This is a genomic window from Variovorax sp. PAMC 28711, assembly GCF_001577265.1.
GTDB lineage: Bacteria > Pseudomonadota > Gammaproteobacteria > Burkholderiales > Burkholderiaceae_C > Variovorax.
The window spans coordinates 2,569,106-2,585,466 of sequence record NZ_CP014517.1; the positions used below are offsets into that span (position 1 = coordinate 2,569,106).

The 16,361-nt window shown below is 69.6% G+C and carries 12 protein-coding genes; all 12 read left to right on the forward strand.

All coding sequences use genetic code 11. From position 1 onward, the window contains the following. Nucleotides 1–19 precede the first annotated feature (19 nt). The 12 genes from phnD to tssG all read left to right on the forward strand — a co-directional run bounded on the left by phnD (nucleotide 20) and on the right by tssG (nucleotide 16,335). Nucleotides 20–1,054: a phosphate/phosphite/phosphonate ABC transporter substrate-binding protein gene (gene phnD, locus AX767_RS12515; RefSeq protein WP_068631646.1), complete on the forward strand. Its 1,035-nt coding sequence runs from the start codon at nucleotides 20–22 to the stop codon at nucleotides 1,052–1,054. Nucleotides 1,055–1,197: 143 nt separating this feature from the next. Next, complete coding sequence (tssK, locus tag AX767_RS12520; RefSeq protein ID WP_068631647.1) at nucleotides 1,198–2,529, forward strand: type VI secretion system baseplate subunit TssK; 1,332 nt, start codon at nucleotides 1,198–1,200, stop codon at nucleotides 2,527–2,529. Beyond that, entirely contained in the window at nucleotides 2,526–3,863 is a 1,338-nt protein-coding gene (locus AX767_RS12525) for a DotU family type VI secretion system protein (RefSeq protein ID WP_068631648.1), read from the forward strand. The genes tssK and AX767_RS12525 overlap by 4 nt, the downstream gene beginning before the upstream one ends. Further along, nucleotides 3,860–7,459 (forward strand): type VI secretion system membrane subunit TssM, encoded by a 3,600-nt coding sequence (tssM, locus tag AX767_RS12530; RefSeq protein WP_068631649.1) that lies wholly within the window; start codon nucleotides 3,860–3,862, stop codon nucleotides 7,457–7,459. Before AX767_RS12525 ends, tssM begins: the two co-directional genes overlap by 4 nt. After that, a complete protein-coding gene (tagF, locus tag AX767_RS12535; protein ID WP_068631650.1) occupies nucleotides 7,459–8,070 on the forward strand; it encodes a type VI secretion system-associated protein TagF in 612 nt (203 codons plus the stop codon). Before tssM ends, tagF begins: the two co-directional genes overlap by 1 nt. After that, entirely contained in the window at nucleotides 8,067–9,848 is a 1,782-nt protein-coding gene (locus tag AX767_RS12540; protein WP_082755150.1) for a serine/threonine-protein kinase, read from the forward strand. Before tagF ends, AX767_RS12540 begins: the two co-directional genes overlap by 4 nt. Nucleotides 9,849–9,873: 25 nt before the next feature. Next, nucleotides 9,874–11,439, forward strand: coding sequence for a murein transglycosylase A (gene mltA / locus AX767_RS12545; RefSeq protein WP_068631652.1), 1,566 nt, complete (start codon nucleotides 9,874–9,876; stop codon nucleotides 11,437–11,439). Nucleotides 11,440–11,489: 50 nt separating this feature from the next. Next, entirely contained in the window at nucleotides 11,490–12,044 is a 555-nt protein-coding gene (locus tag AX767_RS12550) for a type VI secretion system tube protein Hcp (RefSeq protein ID WP_068631653.1), read from the forward strand. Between the two features lie 40 nt (nucleotides 12,045–12,084). After that, nucleotides 12,085–12,906, forward strand: coding sequence for a type VI secretion system accessory protein TagJ (locus AX767_RS12555; RefSeq protein WP_068631654.1), 822 nt, complete (start codon nucleotides 12,085–12,087; stop codon nucleotides 12,904–12,906). Next, nucleotides 12,899–13,417 (forward strand): type VI secretion system baseplate subunit TssE, encoded by a 519-nt coding sequence (gene tssE, locus AX767_RS12560; protein WP_068631655.1) that lies wholly within the window; start codon nucleotides 12,899–12,901, stop codon nucleotides 13,415–13,417. Before AX767_RS12555 ends, tssE begins: the two co-directional genes overlap by 8 nt. A 3-nt stretch (nucleotides 13,418–13,420) precedes the next feature. Next, nucleotides 13,421–15,313, forward strand: coding sequence for a type VI secretion system baseplate subunit TssF (gene tssF, locus AX767_RS12565; RefSeq protein ID WP_068631656.1), 1,893 nt, complete (start codon nucleotides 13,421–13,423; stop codon nucleotides 15,311–15,313). Further along, on the forward strand, nucleotides 15,289–16,335 hold the full coding sequence (tssG, locus tag AX767_RS12570; protein ID WP_237288443.1) for a type VI secretion system baseplate subunit TssG: 1,047 nt from the start codon (nucleotides 15,289–15,291) through the stop codon (nucleotides 16,333–16,335). The genes tssF and tssG overlap by 25 nt, the downstream gene beginning before the upstream one ends. Nucleotides 16,336–16,361: the final 26 nt, after the last annotated feature.

Below are 16,361 nucleotides of genomic sequence, written 5' to 3' on the forward strand. Positions count from 1 at the left end.
TGGTATCTAATTGTGTTCCATGCAGGTTCTCCGCGTTCTGTGTGCCTTGTTGCTCGGCGTGTCGATGCTGGCCTCGGCCCAGCCGTCCGCGCGTGCCGCACCTGCGCCTTTGGGCGCAACGCCCATCCGCTTCGGCATCCTGCCGCTCGGCGGGGCGCTGGAATCGCGCAACGACTGGGAGCCGCTGCTGGCCGACCTCGGCCGCGCGATGGACCGGCCGGTTGCGGTGCTCTCGGTGACGTCGTACGAAGCGCTGGAGCAAGCCATCCAGCGCAACCAGGTCGACATGGCGTTTCTCTCCGGGAAGATGGCGCTCGACACCGTCACGCAGCGGCGCATGAAGGTGATCGCGCAGGTCACGCGGCACGACGGCTTGCCCGGCTACCGCGCGCTGCTGCTCACGCGCAAGGCGGGCAACCGCAGCACCTTGCAGGACCTGCTCGCCGGGCCGGAGCGATGGCGCCTCGCGCGCGGCGAGAACCGTTCGGTATCGGGCTTCATCGTGCCGCAGTTGCAGTTCTTCCTGCCGCACCACATCGCGATGGAGACCCGTTTTGCCAGCGAGCTGGTCGGTACCCACCAGGCGGCGGCGCTCGCGGTGGCGAATGGCGAGGCCGATCTGGCGACCAACAACACGGCGGACTTCGAGCGCTTCCGGCTGCAGTTCCCTGCAGAGGCCGAGCGACTGCAGGTGATCTGGGAGTCGGAGCTGATCCCGCACGCGCAGATCGTGGTGCGACGGGACTACCCACCGGCACTGCAGGCGCGCCTGCAGAGTTTTCTCACGGCCTACGGGCGCATCAAAGGCCCGCGCGGCGAGGGCGAGCGCGCGGTGCTCAAGTCGCTGCACGACCTGGCCGGCTTTCTGCCCGCCGACGACACCTCGCTCATGCCCGCGGCCAAGCTCTCCTACCAACTCGCACGACAAAACGCGATGACCGCGCAATGGGTCAACGAGGCCGCGCGCCAGGCGCGGCTCGAGCGCATCGATGCGCTCTACGCCGAGCAGGTCTCGGCACTGCGCCAGGGCAGCGTCAGCGCCGCGCCGCCCTGACGCCGCTCGTCTTTTCGTTGCGTCTAGTCCCTTCGCCTTAGGCCCAACGGTGCCGGCTAGGCCGTAAGGCGGATTTGCCTCTGCGGTCAAGCACCGGAAACTGGATGTTTCATTCAGGCACCCTTGCCGTTGACGGAGCGCGGATGAGTTGGCGAACAAAAGTGGTTTGGAGCGAGGGGATGCTGTTGCAACCCCAGCACCTGCAGCAAAGCGAGCGCCACGCCGACCATGCCCGGCATGTGCTGGTGCGCAACACCACGCCGTATGCATGGGGCTTCTCGGAACTGGAGATCGACGCCGCCGCGCTCACGCTCGGCAAGCTCGCCCTGGTGCGCGCGGTGGGCGTGTTCGGCGACGGCACGGTGTTCGACATGCCGGCCGTCGATCCGTTGCCCGAGCCGATCGACATCCCGCCCACCATGCGCGACGAGGCTGTGGTGCTCGCCTTGCCGCTGCGCCGCGCCGGCGCCCGCGAGGCCGATGCCGAGGGCCATGACGACCTGGTGCGGCATCGCGTGCTGGAGTCGGAAGTGCCCGACTCCAACACGGCGGGCGAGCGCACCGCGATGCTGCAGCTCGGCCGGCTGCACACGCGCCTCCTGCGCGCGGGTGAAACGACCGACGCATGGACCCTGCTCAGCGTGGGCCGCGTGGTCGAGCGCCGCGTCGACAACCAGGTGCAGCTGGAACGCGCGATGCTGCCGCCGCTGCTCGACGTGGCGGGCCACGCGGTCATCAAGGGCTGGCTCGACGAACTGCTCGGCCTGCTGCGCCAGCGCGGTGAAGCGCTGGCCGGCCGCATGACGCAGGGCGGCACCGGCGGCGTCGCCGAGATCGCCGACTTCCTCCTCCTTCAAACGGTGAACCGCAACGAGCCCGTCTTCGCGCACCTCGCCCGGAGCGCGATGCTGCATCCGCGGCATTTCTTCGAACACGCGCTGGCGCTGGCCGGCGACCTCGCCACCTTTCGCGATGCGCGCCGCGTCACGCGCTTCGGCCCCTACATCCACGACGACCTCGCGCTCACCTTCCGGCCCGTGATGGACGACCTCCGGCGCAGCCTCTCGATGGTGCTGGAGCAGTCGGCCATCCGCATCGAACTGCACGACCGCAAGCACGGCGTGCGCGTGGCGGTGATCCCCGATGTGGAGCTGCAGCGCAATGCGACCTTCGTGCTGGCGGTGAACGCGCAGATGCCGAGCGAAGCGTTGCGCGCGCGCTTCCCGACGCAGGTGAAGATCGGTCCGGTCGAGCGCATCCGCGACCTCGTCAACCTCGCGCTGCCGGGCGTGACGCTCACGCCGATGCCGGTGGCGCCGCGCCAGATTCCGTTCCATTCCGGCGCCAGTTACTTCGAGCTCGAAACCCGAAACAGCGACCTGTGGCGGCAACTCGAAGCTTCGGGCGGCGTGGCGATGCACATCGCCGGCGACTTCCCCGGCCTCGACCTCGCCTTCTGGGCGATCCGATCATGAGCACGCCTGATCCGTTCGCGGCGTTCGAGTCGGAACGCACCGTCATCAAGCCGAAGCCACGCCCGTCCGGCGGGTCCGGCGCGGCGGGCGGCGGAAGCGGCGGGCCACCGGTGCCGCCGGGCGGCGCGCCGGACGCGTTGCCCGTCGACCTCGGTGAGCTGGGCCTGCTCAATCCGCTGGTGTCGGCCGCCGGCAAGTTGCTGGTGCTCATTGGCAAGTTGCGCAACCTGGTCCAGCCACCGAACGTGCCCGCGCTGCGCGCCTCGACCGCCGAGGCCGTCAACCAGTTCGATGCGGCCGCGCGGCGCAGCGGCGCCTCCAACGAGACCGTGCTCGCCGCGCGCTACGTGCTGTGCACCGCGCTCGACGAGGCGGTCGCCAACACGCCGTGGGGCGTGCAGGCCGGCTGGAACAAGCAGAGCCTGCTGGTGCAGTTCCACAACGAGACCTGGGGCGGCGAAAAAGTCTTCCAGCTGCTTGCCAAGCTCGCGCAGGACGTGCCCACGCACCGGCCGCTGCTCGAGCTCATCTACAGCGTGCTGGCGCTCGGCTTCGAGGGCCGCTACCGCGTGGTGGACAACGGCCGCGCGCAGCTCGACACGGTGCGCCAGCGCCTGGCCGACCTCATCGCGAAAGACCGGCCGGCGCTCGAGCCGGCGCTGTCGCCGCACTGGCGCGGGCAGGGCGCCGGGGCCGCGCGTCTCGCCGAATCGTTGCCGCTGTGGGTCTTCGCGGTCGGCTTCCTGCTGCTGCTCGCGCTGGTGTGGTTCGGCCTGCGGCTCACGCTCAACAACCGCTCCGACACCACCTACGCCGCGCTCTCGGGTCTGCGCGTGCCGAACGTGCAGATCGCACCGGCCGCGGTGATGGCCAAGACGCCGCGGCTCGCGAAATTCCTGGAGCCTGAGGTGCGGCAGGGCCTGGTCACCGTGACCGACGAGGCGGACCGCAGCGTGGTGCGGCTGCGCGGCGATTCCTTTTTCGGCTCCGGCAGTGCCGAGCCGATGGCGCAGTCGCTGCCGGTGTTGGTGCGCATCGGGCAGGCGCTGGCGGAGGTGAAGGGCGACGTGCTGATCACCGGGCATTCCGACAACCAGCCGATCCGATCGATGCGCTATCCGTCCAACTGGCATCTGTCTGCAGCGCGTGCGGATGCGGTCCGCACCGCGCTCACTGCGCAGGTCGATCCCGCCCGCATGCGCGCGAACGGCAAGGCCGATGCGGAGCCGGTCGCGGCCAACGACACGCCAGCCAACCGCGCACGCAACCGGCGCGTCGACATCGTTCTGCTCTCCGAGCCGGAGCGCGTGGCCGGCGGCGAGGTGAAGCGATGAAGAAGACAGTCGGCTTTCTCTTTCATCCGGTGCTGCTGACGGTGCTGGCGCTCGTCGTCGTCTCGCTGCTGATCTGGTGGGTCGGCCCGTTGATCAGGATCGGCTCGCTCGCGCCGCTCGAATCCGACCTGGCGCGCGGTGTGCTCATCGGCGTCATCGTGCTCGTCGTCGTGCTGCGCGCCGTGTGGCGGCGCTGGCGCACGCGCAAGGCCAGCCAGAACCTGACCGAGGGATTGATGCAGGCGCCAGCCGCCAGGGCCGAAGCGGCCGACAACGGCGAACAGAAGATCCTCAACACGCGTTTCACCGATGCGGTCGCCACGTTGAAGCAGATGCGCCTGCACGCGGCCGGCAAGAAGCCCGGCTGGCGCGACTGGATGTCGCTCTCGGGTGGCAGCTACCTCTACGATCTGCCGTGGTATGTCTTCATCGGCGCGCCGGGCGCGGGCAAGACCACGGCGCTCGTCAACTCGGGCCTCTCGTTCCCGCTGGCCGACAAGTTCGGACCGGGCGCCATCCGCGGCGTGGGCGGCACGCGCAACTGCGACTGGTGGTTCACCGACGAAGCGGTGCTCATCGACACGGCGGGCCGCTACACCACGCAGGACAGTCACCAGAGCGAAGACAAGAGCGCTTGGGAAGGCTTCCTGGGCCTGCTGAAAAAGGCGCGTCCGCGCCGACCGCTGAACGGCGTGTTCCTCACGGTGAGCGTGGCCGACCTGCTGAGCCAGGGCGCCGAAGCGCGCACCACGCTGGCCGCTTCCATCCGCGCACGTTTGCTGGAACTCGATGCCAAGCTCACGACGCGCCTGCCGGTGTACGTGCTGGTCACCAAGAGCGACTTGCTCTACGGCTTCACCGACTACTTCGCGGACCTCGGCAAGGAGCAGCGCGCCCAGGTGTTCGGTTTCACGCTGCCGCCGGAAGAGGGCGTCCAGCTCGATGAGAAAGGCCTCGCCGTCGTGTTCCAGCGCGAGTTCGCGCTGCTGCACGATCGCGTCAACGACGGGCTCATCGCGCGCATGCAGCAAGAGACCGACGGCACGCGCCGCGCCGCCATCTTCGGTTTTCCGGCGCAGTTCGCCTCGGTCGGTCCGCTGCTGTCGGACCTGCTCGACCAGGTCTTCACCGGCTCGCGTTTCGCCCAGCCGCCGTGGGTGCGCGGCGTGTACTTCACCAGCGGCACGCAGGAGGGCAGCCCGATCGACCGCGTGATGGGCAGCCTGGCGCGCAGCTTCGGGCTGGAGCGCGCCATGCTCGCGCCGCAGAAGAGCAGCGGTCGCAGCTACTTCCTCACGACGCTGCTGCGCGACGTGGTGTTTCCCGAGCAGCGCCTGGCCGGTGCCGACGTGAAGCTCGAGCGGCGTCGGCACACGCTGCGGCTCGCCGCGGTGTCGGGGATGACGCTCGTCACACTCGCGCTGCTGGCGGGCTGGGGCTACAGCACCTGGCGCAACCTGAACTATCTGAAGGCGGTCGAGGCCCGCATCGATCCGCTCAAGGAAACGCTGACCACGCTGCCCGCACGCGTGCAGAACCTGGTGCAGGTCGCGCCGGTGCTGCAGAGCCTGCGCGACATCTGGAAGACGCCGGAAAACCAGGAGGGCAACCCACCGCTCGCGATGACGCTCGGCCTCTATCAGGGCGACAAGCTCGACGCCGCCGCCATGCTGGCGCATCAGCGCGCACTCAACGAGGTGTTCCTGCCGCAGCTGGCCAAGCGCCTCGAAGACCAGCTGCGCACCGCGCAAAAGGACAACCTCGAATACAGCTACGAAGCGCTCAAGAGCTACCTCATGCTGCACCAGCCCGAACACTTCGATGCCGAGGCGCTCAAGGCCTGGATCACGCTCGACTGGGCACGCAGCCTGGACCGCGGCATCCCCGAAGATCAGCGCAAGCTGCTCGAAGACCAGCTCGATGTGCTGATCGCGCAGGGCCCGCCGCACTCGCCGCTCAAGATGGACGACAACCTGGTGCGCAACGTGCGCGCGATGCTCGCGAGCTACCCGCTCGAAGCCCGCGTGTTCAGCCGCCTCAAGCGCCAGCGCCTGGGCAAGGACATCCCGGCCTTCAGCGTCGCGACCGCGGCGGGGCCCTCCGGGCCGCTCGTGTTCGAGCGCATCAGCGGCAAGCCGCTGACCGAAGGCGTGCCGGGCATGTTCACCTACGACGGTTATCACAAGCGCTTCCAGAACGAGGTGACGGTGCTCACCGCGCTGCTTGCGCAGGAAGACCCGTGGGTGCTCGGGCAGGACCGCAGTGCCGCCGACAAGCTGCGCGACGCGGCCGCACTCGGCGCGCTGACCGACCGCGTGCGCCGTCTTTATCTCGAGGAATACGTGAAGGTATGGGAAGCGCTGCTGGCCGACGTGCGGCTCATCAAGGCGACCGGGCTGGAGAAGAACATCGAGGCGGCGCGCATCCTCTCGGGCGTGAGTTCGCCGCTCGCGAACTTCCTGCGCGCGGTGGTGAAGGAAACGACGCTGATCCCGGCCGAGGCCAGCAAGGACAACGTCGTCACCAAGGCCGCGGAGACGGTGCGCAGCACGCGCAAGGGCCTCGAAGACCTGTTCGGCGGCGACGCCGGCAAGCAGGTCGCGCCGGGCAAGCGCATCGAGAGCGTCGTGGACGACCGCTTCGAGCCGCTGCGCCGCATGGTGACCGCTGCGGCGCCCAACCAGCCCGCGCCGCTCGACGATGCGCTCAAGCTCTTCAACGAGGTGTACGTGTACCTCACCGCCGTCGACACGGCCGTCAAGGCGCGCACCTCGCCGCCGCCCGGCGATGTGGCCGGCAAGCTCAAGTCCGACGCCGGGCGGCTGCCCGAGCCGGTGCGTTCGATGGTCGAGAACCTCAGCCAGTCGGGGGCCGCGCAGGCGCAGAGCGCCGAGCGCGGCAACCTGAGCCAGGACCTGCGGCCCGTGACCGAGTTCTGCACGCGGGCCATCGCCGGCCGCTACCCGTTCGTGGGGAGCAGCAAGCGCGACGTGCTGCCCGAGGACTTCGGCCAGATGTTCGGCCCCGGCGGGTTGATGGACGACTTTTTCCAGAAGAAGCTGGCCGCGCTGGTGGACACGAGCACGCGGCCCTGGCGCTACAAGCCGGTGGCCGAACGCGCCGGCGTCACGACGCAGGCGCTCGCGCAGTTCGAGCGCGCCGCGCGCATCCGCGACATCTTCTTTCGCGCCGGCGGCCGCGCGCCGGCGATGCGCATGGACTTCAAGCCGGTGGAGATGGACGAGACCATCACGCAGTTCATCCTGGACGTCGACGGCCAGCTCGTGAAGTACGCGCACGGCCCGGTGGTGCCGATGGCGGTGCAGTGGCCGGGCCCCAAGGGCAGCAACCAGGTGCGCGTGCAGGTGAGCCCGCCTTCGGCCACGGGCAGCTCGGGCCTCTCGGTCGACGGGCCGTGGGCGCTGTTCCGCGCGCTGGACGACGGCCAGCTCGAAGCCGGCGACGCGCCCGAGAAGTTCTTCATCACCTTCCAGATCGGCGCGCGCAAGACCCGCTTCGAGGTGACGACCAACAGCGTGCAGCACCCGATCCGCCTGCGCGAGTTGCGCGAGTTCGCGTGTCCGGAGGGACTCTGATGCTGGCCCCCGGTCTGCCTGGCTGGTTCGGCAAGTTGCCGGGCATGGGGGACTTTGCCCACCGCCGCCTGCCCGACGGCTTTCGCGCGCGGCTCGATGATTGGCTGCACGACGGCTTGCTGCGCCTGCGCGAGCGCCACGACGACTGGACCGTGCGCTACCTCGAAGGTCCGCTGTGGTTCTTCGCGCTGGGCGAGGGCGTCGCCGGTGCGCCGGCGTGGCTCGGCGTGCTGATGCCGTCGGTCGATGGCGTGGGCCGCTACTTTCCGTTCCTCGTCGCCGTCGAGTGCGATGCACAAGAGGACGCGGCCGCCGCGTGGGCCTGGTGGCGCATGGCCGCTGCGGCGGCGCTCGAAGGCTTGGCAGACGACCTCGATGCCGTGCGCTTCGACGCTGCGCTGCAGCGCCGCCTGGAGGCCGGCGCGGTGCCGGACGAGGGCGCGGTGCGCGACATCGCATGGCCGGCGCGCGGCGGATCGCTCTGGCTGACCGACCCGGCCGTGGAGCAGGGTCTCGTCATGCGGGCGAACGGTTTGCCGGCCGACGGACGCTTCGATGCGCTGTTCGGCTTTGCGAGCGACGAATGGGTGGAAACGGTGGCATCGGCATGAGCGACCAAGACAGCGACGACCGCACGCAGGTCATCACTGGCGGCGCGTTGCCGGTGTCCACGCGCATGCCGGTGTCCGGCCCGCCCGCCGCGACCGAGGCCGGCGTGTTGCCCGCGGGCAGCCGCGTGGCGGAGTTCGAGATCACCGGCCTGGTCGGGCAGGGCGGCTTCGGCGCGGTGTACGAAGCGTGGGACCACACGCTCGAGCGCGTCGTCGCCATCAAGGAATACCTGCCGGTGTCGTTGTCGACGCGGCAGGCCGACGGCACGGTGGTGCCGTTGTCCGAGCGGCATCGTGAAACCTTCGACCTGGGCATGCGCAGCTTCATCAACGAAGCGCGGTTGCTGGCGCAGTTCGACCATCCGTCGCTGCTCAAGGTGTACCGCTTCTGGCAGGAGGGCGGCACCACCTACATGGTGATGCCGTTCTACCGCGGCGACACGCTGCGCCAGGCGCTGGCCGCCATTCCCGCGGGGGTCGACGAAGGTTGGTTGCTGCGCATCATGGACGGCGTGACGCAGGCGCTCGCCGTGATGCACGCCGCCAACTGCTACCACCGCGACATCGCGCCCGACAACATCATCCTGCTGGAGCACTCGGGCCGGCCGGTGGTGCTCGACTTCGGCGCCGCGCGCCGCGTGATCACCGACAAGACGCAGGCGATCACCGTCATCCTGAAGCCGGGTTACGCGCCGATCGAGCAATACGCCGAGATGCCCGACATGTCCCAGGGCGCCTGGACCGATGTGTATGCGCTCGCCGCCGTCATGCACGTGGCCGTGTGCGGACGCGCGCCGCCGCCGTCGGTGGCGCGGCTCCTGTCCGACAGCTACGTGCCGCTGGCCGGCAACGAGCTCCTGCGCCAGCATTACAGCGTCGGCACACTCTCGGCGATCGATGCCGGGCTCGGCGTGCGGCCCGAAGCGCGACCGCAATCGATGGCCGCGCTGCGCGATGCGCTGGGGCTGGGACTGGAGGGTGCGCAGACCGGCGCGCCCGCGTGTGCGCCATCGTCCGGTGTGCATCGGTCACCCCCTGCGCCCCCTGCACCGAAGGCGCCCCCAGCGGCTTCAGCGGGCAAGGGCAAGGTCATCGCGGCCGTGGCAGCGTTGGCGCTCGTCACGACGGCGGCGGTCGGCTGGTGGCTGCAGGGCCGTACGCCGGAGGCCGGGCCCGCCACGATGGGGAGGGTCACCCCGCCCGACGACCCAATCGCCCAGGCGCCGGTGCCGCCAGTGACGCCGCCACCCCCAGCGCCGGTCGCTGCGAAGACTGCCGCCGAGTCGCTCGCTGCGATCGGCGCGGGCGCAACGACGGGCTTCGACGTGGTCGCCACACCGAAGAATGCGGAAGTCACCATCAAGAAGGACAGGCTCGCGTTCGACGTGAAGAGCAATCGTGATGGCTACGTCTACGTGTACCTGCTGTCCAGCGGCGGCGAGATGTTCATGCTGTTCCCGAACCTGCTGGACAAGTACAACAAGATCACCGCGGGCAGAACGGTCTCGCTGCCGCGCGCGTCTTGGCCGATGGACGCGGGCGGCCCGGCCGGCACCGACGAATTCGCGGTGGTGGTGAGCGAACGCGAGCGCGATTTCTCCGCCTCGGGCATGCAGAACGACGGCGTCTTCCCGCAGTTCCCGCTGCCGGTGCTCGCCGCGCTGGAAGCCACGCGTGGCAGCGGGCCGTCGCCGCTCGTCGGCAGGCCCGTGTGTCCGGGCAGCAACCCGTGCAACGACGTCTACGGCGTCGGGTATTTCAAGATCGTCGAGAAGTAAATCGTCTTCAAGACCAGGAGTTTTCATGACCACCCCTTCGCCCCTCATCCGACCCGTTCTTCATCGGTCGGCCATGCTCCTTCTGGCGACGCTTGCGGGGTGTGCTTACAGCCCTGCGCCGGCGCCCGCGCCGGTGGTCGCGTCGGCCGAACCGGCGGCGGCCGCGCCACGACCGCCATCGAGTGGTCCGGGTGCCGCCAGCGTGGCCGGCGCGGCGCGCACCTTCTCCACCCAGCTGGCCACCTACACCGCGGTCGGCTTCGAATCGGTGCCCGGCTGGGGTCGCGACGATTTCGCGGAAAGCTGGCCGGCGTTTCTGGGCAGCTGCAAGGTGCTCACCGGCCGCGGCGCCGAATGGAAGGCGGTGTGCGATCGCGCCCGCGCCGTCAACGACAAGAGCAACCCGGCGATCCGTGGCTTCTTCGAATCCGAGTTCGCGGCCTACCAGATCCGCGACGACGACCGCAGGCCCGATGGCGTGGTCACCGGCTACTTCGAGCCGGAGATCAACGGCAACCGCAGCTACGCGCCGCCCTACATCTATCCCGTCTACGGCCAGCCCGAAGACATGCTGTTCGTCGATGCGCGCAAGCTGCCGCCGGGCAGCGGCACGGTGGCGGTGCGGGTCCAGGGCCGCGACGTGATCGTGCAGACGGGCCTGAGCACGCGCGACATGGGCGCACCCGGGCTGTATGCGCTCGACCTCTCGGCCGTCACGCGCGACACGCTCGACCGCAAGGTGCGGCTGCGCATCGACGGCAAGCAGGTGCTGCCGTACTACACGCGGGAAGAAATCGAGACGCGCGGGGCGCCCAATGCCCGCGTGCTGGCCTTCGTGAACAGCGCCACCGCGTTGTACGAAATGCAGATCCAGGGCTCTGGCCGCATCCGCCTGCCGAACGGCGAGGTGATCCGCGTTGCCTACGCCGAGCAGAACGGCCAGCCGTTCCGCCCCACGCTCGCGCAGAACGCGGCTGGCAAGCCGCGCAGTGCGGTGCGCACCCGCGGCGGTGCCATCGAGCTCGAAGTGGACGACGACGATGGCGACGACCTCACGGCGGTCAAGACGCGCGGCTTCACGCTGGCACGGCCGGCCGCCAGCGGCGCGGTGATGGTGCCGGGCCGTCAGGCCTCGGGCGCGGTCACCGGCTCCGGCATCAAGGATCCGAGCTACGTGTTCTTCAAGGAGGCGGCGGGCGGCGCGGGCGGACCGGTCGGCGCGTTCGGCGTGCCGCTGTCGGCGGGCCGCTCGATCGCGGTCGATCCGCGCAGCACGCCGCTCGGCTTTCCGGTGTTTGTTTCGACGCGCGCGCCCGGCACCGGCGCGCCGATGCAGCGCCTCACCATCGCGCAGGACACCGGCGGCGCGATCCGCGGCGCGGTGCGGGCCGACTACTTCTTCGGCAATGGCACGCAGGCCGCGACCAACGCGCGCCGCATGAAGGAGCGCGGCCAGCTCTGGATCCTGTTGCCGCGCGGCCTGGCCGTGGCGGCCGCATCGACCTCGTCGATCCGCACCCGCGGCGGCGCGGTCGGCCCGAACCTTCCGCAGTGCCTCGTGCCGGTCGAAGGCCAGTGCGTGGACGACTGAACGCAGGCGCGCCGGCACCGATCCCCTTTTTGCCGTTGACGGAGACCCCCATGTCAGACATTGCCACTGGACGACTCGACACCACCGAAGCCCTGCGCCTCCTTGAGCTGGCCTCGGGCAGCAACGACTTGGCGATGTCGATCGAGAACGACAAGACGCCGGTCGAAGGCGAATCCACCCGGGTCTACAGCGACGGCAAGCAGCGCCTGGACGTGATGGGCTACGCGCTGCACACGGCGCGCCGCAACGTCGCCACCGCGGTCGGCGCGGGCGGCGTCACGTCGACGCTGACCATCGTTCGGCGGAGCGACGCCGCCACCGCCACGCTTGCCAGCCTGCTGAGCAGCAACAACGACAGGCTGAAGCTGACGCTGTCGGTCTACCGCGCGGGCGGTGCTGCGTCCAAGGACACCGATCCGATGATCCAGTACCTCTACGAGGGCGCGCGCATCGCGGAGATGCTGCTGCTGACCGGCGGCGCGACCGGGGCGCCCTGCGAGGTCATCCGCTTCAGCTTCCGCCAACTGACGATCGAATCCGCGCCGCAGACCGGGACCGGCGCGCGCGGCGCCGTCCGGACCAGCACCTTCTCCATGGCCGACTGAGCGCACGGTTTTCAAGATTTCACCGCTTCAAGGAGTTCCCATGTCCGCTTCAGACCGGTTGAAGGCGTCCGATCCGGCCGGTGCGCTCAAGGCGCTCACCGACGAGGTGCGCGCCAGGCCCGGCGACAGCAAGCACCGCGTGTTCCTCGCGCAGCTGCTGTGTGTGCTCGGGCAATGGGAGCGCGCGCTCAACCAGCTCTCGGTCGCGGCCGAGCTCGATGCGCTCGCGGTGCCGATGAAGCAGGTCTACGGCGAGGCCATCCGCTGCGAAGGCGTGCGCACCGAGGTGTTCGCGGGGCGCCGCACGCCGATGGTGTTCGGCCAGCCCGACGAATGGCTCGCACTCCTGATCGAATCGCTGCTGCGGCGCGGCCGCGGCGAAACAGCATTGGCCGAGGAATTGAGGCAACGCGCCTTCGAGGCCGCGCCCGCCACCGCCGGCACGCTGGACGGCACGTCCTTCGAGTGGCTGGCCGATGCCGACATGCGCCTCGGGCCGGTGCTCGAAGCCTTCGTCAACGGCAAGTACTACTGGATTCCGTACGCACGGCTCGCGCACATCAAGATCGATCCACCCGAAGACCTGCGCGACTGCGTGTGGCTGCCGGCGCATCTGGAATTCGAGAACGGCGGCGAGTCCCTGGCGCTGATCCCGGTGCGCTACGAAGGTTCGGAGGCCCGTGCCGACGGAGCCCTTCAACTCGCCCGCAAGACCGAGTGGCGCGAACTGCAGCCGCAAGTGTGGGTGGGCGCCGGCCAGCGTGTGCTCGGGAGCGACGCGGGCGATCACCCATTCATGGAGATTCGCGAGATTCTGTTCACCGGTGCACAGCCCGCAGGCGAGGAGTCGGTCGATGGCTGACACCTCGGCGCAAGAGCGCCTGCAGCCGTCGCTGCTCGACCGCCTGGTCGACCTCGCGCCGAACGAGCAGCGCGAGAGCGACGACAAGCGCACGCTCACCAAACAGGCACTGCGCCAGGCGGTGCTGCGCGACCTGAGCTGGCTCTTCAATGCGACCGGCTACGGCCTCGCATTCGACGACAAGCACCATCCGCAGGCGGCGCGGTCGGTCATCAACTACGGATTGCCTATGCTGTCCGGCCAGTTCACGTCCAGCGTGCAGCGTGTCAGCATGGAACAGGCTCTGAAGAACGCGATCATGCAGTTCGAGCCGCGCATCCTGCCCCGCACCCTCGAAGTCGAACTTGTCATGGAAGGCCCAGCCCTTGATTCCCACAACCGCATCGGGCTGCAGATTCGCGGCATGCTCTGGGCGCAGCCCGTGCCGCTGGAATTCCTGATGCGCAGCCGCATCGACCTCGAGGAAGGGCGCATCGACATCGAGGACACGGGTCACCCGGGTTCGCGCTGATCCATGGACCCCCGCCTCCTGAACCTGTACGAGCAGGAGCTGCGCTACTTCAGGGAAAGCTCCGGCGAATTCGCGCGTGCCTTTCCCAAGATCGCGCACCGCCTGGGTATCGAGGGGCAGGAGGTCGCCGACCCGTACGTGGAGCGGCTGATCGAGGCGACGGCGTTCCTCTCGGCGCGCGTCGGGCTCAAGCTCGATGCGGAATATCCGCGCTTCACGGGGCACCTGCTCGACATCGTCTATCCGCACTTCATGGCGCCCACGCCGTCGATGACGGTGGTGGCCTGCACCCCCGAACTCGACGACGCGAGCCTCGCCACCGGCCCGACCCTGCCGCGCGGCAGCGGCCTGCGCGCCCGCCAGGCCGTCGGCCAGAACACGCATTGCGAGTTCCGCACCAGCCGCGCGCTGCGCGTGTGGCCGATCACGCTCACGCGCGCGCAGTACTTCACCTATGCGCCCGACTTGCCGTTGAACCAGCATCCGCAGGCGCGCGACATCCGCGGCGGCGTGCGCATGCAGTTGCGCGCCACCGCCGGCCTCACCTTCGACAAGATGCCGGTCGACGAACTCGTGCTGCATTTCGGCGGCGCCGACGACGTGGCCTGGCAGCTGCACGAATGTTTCCTCGGCAAGCCGATCGCCGTGCTGGTGCAGCCGCTCGGCGCGGGGGGCACGGCGTCCGGCGCGCTGCGCACCTTGCCGGCCAGCGTGATCCATCCGGTGGGGTTCGACGAAGACGAGTCGCTGCTGCCGGTCACGGCGACCGGCTTCTCGGGGTTCCGGCTGGTGCAGGAGTACTTCGCGTTCCCGCAGCGCTTCCAGTTCGTGCGCATCGACGGTCTGCAGGCGGTGCTGCGCGGCATGAACACGGCCGCGGTCGAGATCGTCGTGCTGTTCTCGCGCGGCGACGCGTCGCTCGAAAAGCTGGTGAGTGCCGACAACCTGCTCCTGAACTGCGTGCCGGCGGTCAATCTCTTCACCAAACGACTGGACCGCGTGGCGGTGAACGAGGGCGTGAGCGAGTTCCACCTGGTGCCCGACCGCACGCGGCCACAGGACTTCGAGGTGCATTCGGTGGCCGAGGTCATCGGGCACGGCGCACCCGGCGCGGCCGAGAGCGCGAAGGAGCTGGTGTTCCACCCGTTCTACGCGGCCTTCCACGACAGCCGGCACAGCCACCCGGCCTACTACACGACCACGCGCGAGCCGCGTGCGCTGTCGGCCCGGCAACGCACCGAAGGGCACCGCAGCAGCCACATCGGCTCCGAGGTCTACATGCAGGTGGTCGATCCGCAGCAGGCACCGTATGCAAGGAGCCTTCGGCAACTGGCGGTGACCGCGCTCGTCACCAACCGCGACCTGCCGCTCCTCATGCCGCTCGGCCGCGACAACGATTTCGATTGCGTCGACTCCTTCCCGGTGCAGCGCGTTCGCATGGTGCGCGGGCCCTCGCGGCCGGTGTCGCCGGTGGTGAGCCAGGGGCTCGGCTGGCGCGTGGTCGACCACCTCGCGCTCAACTACCTGTCGCTCGGCGGGAGCGACGCGCACAAGAACGCCGCCGCCGTGCGCGAGATGCTCATGCTCTATGCCGTGCATGCCGACGAGGCGCGCCAGGTGCAAGTGCGCGGCCTGCTGTCGGTGTCTTCGAAACCCGTGGCGCGGCGCCTGCCGATGGCGGGGCCGATCGCGTTCGGGCGTGGCCTGGAAGTGACGATCGAAATCGACCGCAACGCCTTCCACGGCCAGAGCGCGTTCCTCTTCGGCGCGGTGCTGGCGCAGTATTTCGCGCGCCACGTCGAGGTCAATCATTTCGTCGAGACCGCAATCGCCGTGGCGGGCAAGGGCGAGCTCATGCGCTGGAGGCCGATGTGCGGGACGCGACCGGTGATGTGACGCCGTCGGCGGCCGCACGCGTCGGCGCGCACCTCGTGGCCGTGGCGCACGAGCCGTGGGCCTTCGACTACTACGCGCTGATGCGGCGCCTGGAAGCGATCGCCGAAACCAGCCCGCGCTGGGGCCGTGCGCTGCTGCCGAGCGCCGAGCCGTTGCGTGTCGGGCAGGAGCCGTCGCTCTCGTTCGCGCCCGCGACCTTCAGCCGCTTCGAGGCGGCCACCGAGGTGTCGGCGCCGCGCCTGCGCCAGCACTTCTTCGGCTACATCGGGCCCAACGGTCCGCTGCCGGTGCACCTGTCCGACTTCATCCGCGAGCGCTTCATCAACCATGGCGACGCGACCTGGATGGCGTTTCTCGACTCCTTCTCGCACCGCTTCTCGCTGCACCTGTACCGGGCCTGGGCACAGGCGCGGCCGGCGGTCGCGCTCGACCGGCCGGGCGAGGATGCGTTTCGGCTTCAGGTCGGTGCGCTGGTCGGCGCCGGCACCGCGACGCGCAACGGTCGCGACGAGATCCACGACGACGCGCGCCTGCACTTCGCGGGCTGGCTCGCCCGCCGCGTGCACAACGCGGAAGGCGTGGAGTCGGTGCTGTGCAGCTACTTCGGCGTGCCGGTGCGGCTGGAGCGCTGGGTCGGCCACTGGATGGCGCTGCCGACGACGGAGCTCACGCGGCTCGGGCGGGGCGAGGTCTCGCGTTCGATGGGGCTGGGCGCGATGCTGGGGCGGCGCGCCTGGGACCGCCAGCACCGCGTACGGCTGCACCTCGGGCCGCTCTCGCTCGCGCAATACAAGGTCTTCCTGCCGACCGGCACCGCGCGACCGGTGCTGCAGCGCTGGATGCAGCAGCTGCTCGGCGACGAGCTCGAATGGGATGCCGAACTCATCCTCGAAAAACGCGAAGTGCCGCCGACGCACCTTGGCCAGCAAGCGGGCAACGCGCCCCGCCTCGGCTGGTTGTCGTGGCTCGGCCAGCGACCGCGCGAGCGCGATGCGGCCGATGTGCGCATCGCCGCCACTTGAAACCGGCGTCCCTCGATTCGTCTACG

Excerpts from the sequence above, each read along its gene's own strand:
- AX767_RS12540 (WP_082755150.1), top strand. The coding sequence starts at position 8,067 with ATGAGCGACCAAGACAGCGACGACCGCACGCAGGTCATCACTGGCGGC.
- AX767_RS12525 (WP_068631648.1), top strand. The coding sequence starts at position 2,526 with ATGAGCACGCCTGATCCGTTCGCGGCGTTCGAGTCGGAACGCACCGTC.
- tssF (WP_068631656.1), top strand. The coding sequence starts at position 13,421 with ATGGACCCCCGCCTCCTGAACCTGTACGAGCAGGAGCTGCGCTACTTC.
- tagF (WP_068631650.1), top strand. The coding sequence starts at position 7,459 with ATGCTGGCCCCCGGTCTGCCTGGCTGGTTCGGCAAGTTGCCGGGCATG.
- AX767_RS12550 (WP_068631653.1), top strand. The coding sequence starts at position 11,490 with ATGTCAGACATTGCCACTGGACGACTCGACACCACCGAAGCCCTGCGC.
- mltA (WP_068631652.1), top strand. The coding sequence starts at position 9,874 with ATGACCACCCCTTCGCCCCTCATCCGACCCGTTCTTCATCGGTCGGCC.
- phnD (WP_068631646.1), top strand. The coding sequence starts at position 20 with ATGCAGGTTCTCCGCGTTCTGTGTGCCTTGTTGCTCGGCGTGTCGATG.
- tssK (WP_068631647.1), top strand. The coding sequence starts at position 1,198 with ATGAGTTGGCGAACAAAAGTGGTTTGGAGCGAGGGGATGCTGTTGCAA.
- tssE (WP_068631655.1), top strand. The coding sequence starts at position 12,899 with ATGGCTGACACCTCGGCGCAAGAGCGCCTGCAGCCGTCGCTGCTCGAC.
- AX767_RS12555 (WP_068631654.1), top strand. The coding sequence starts at position 12,085 with ATGTCCGCTTCAGACCGGTTGAAGGCGTCCGATCCGGCCGGTGCGCTC.
- tssM (WP_068631649.1), top strand. The coding sequence starts at position 3,860 with ATGAAGAAGACAGTCGGCTTTCTCTTTCATCCGGTGCTGCTGACGGTG.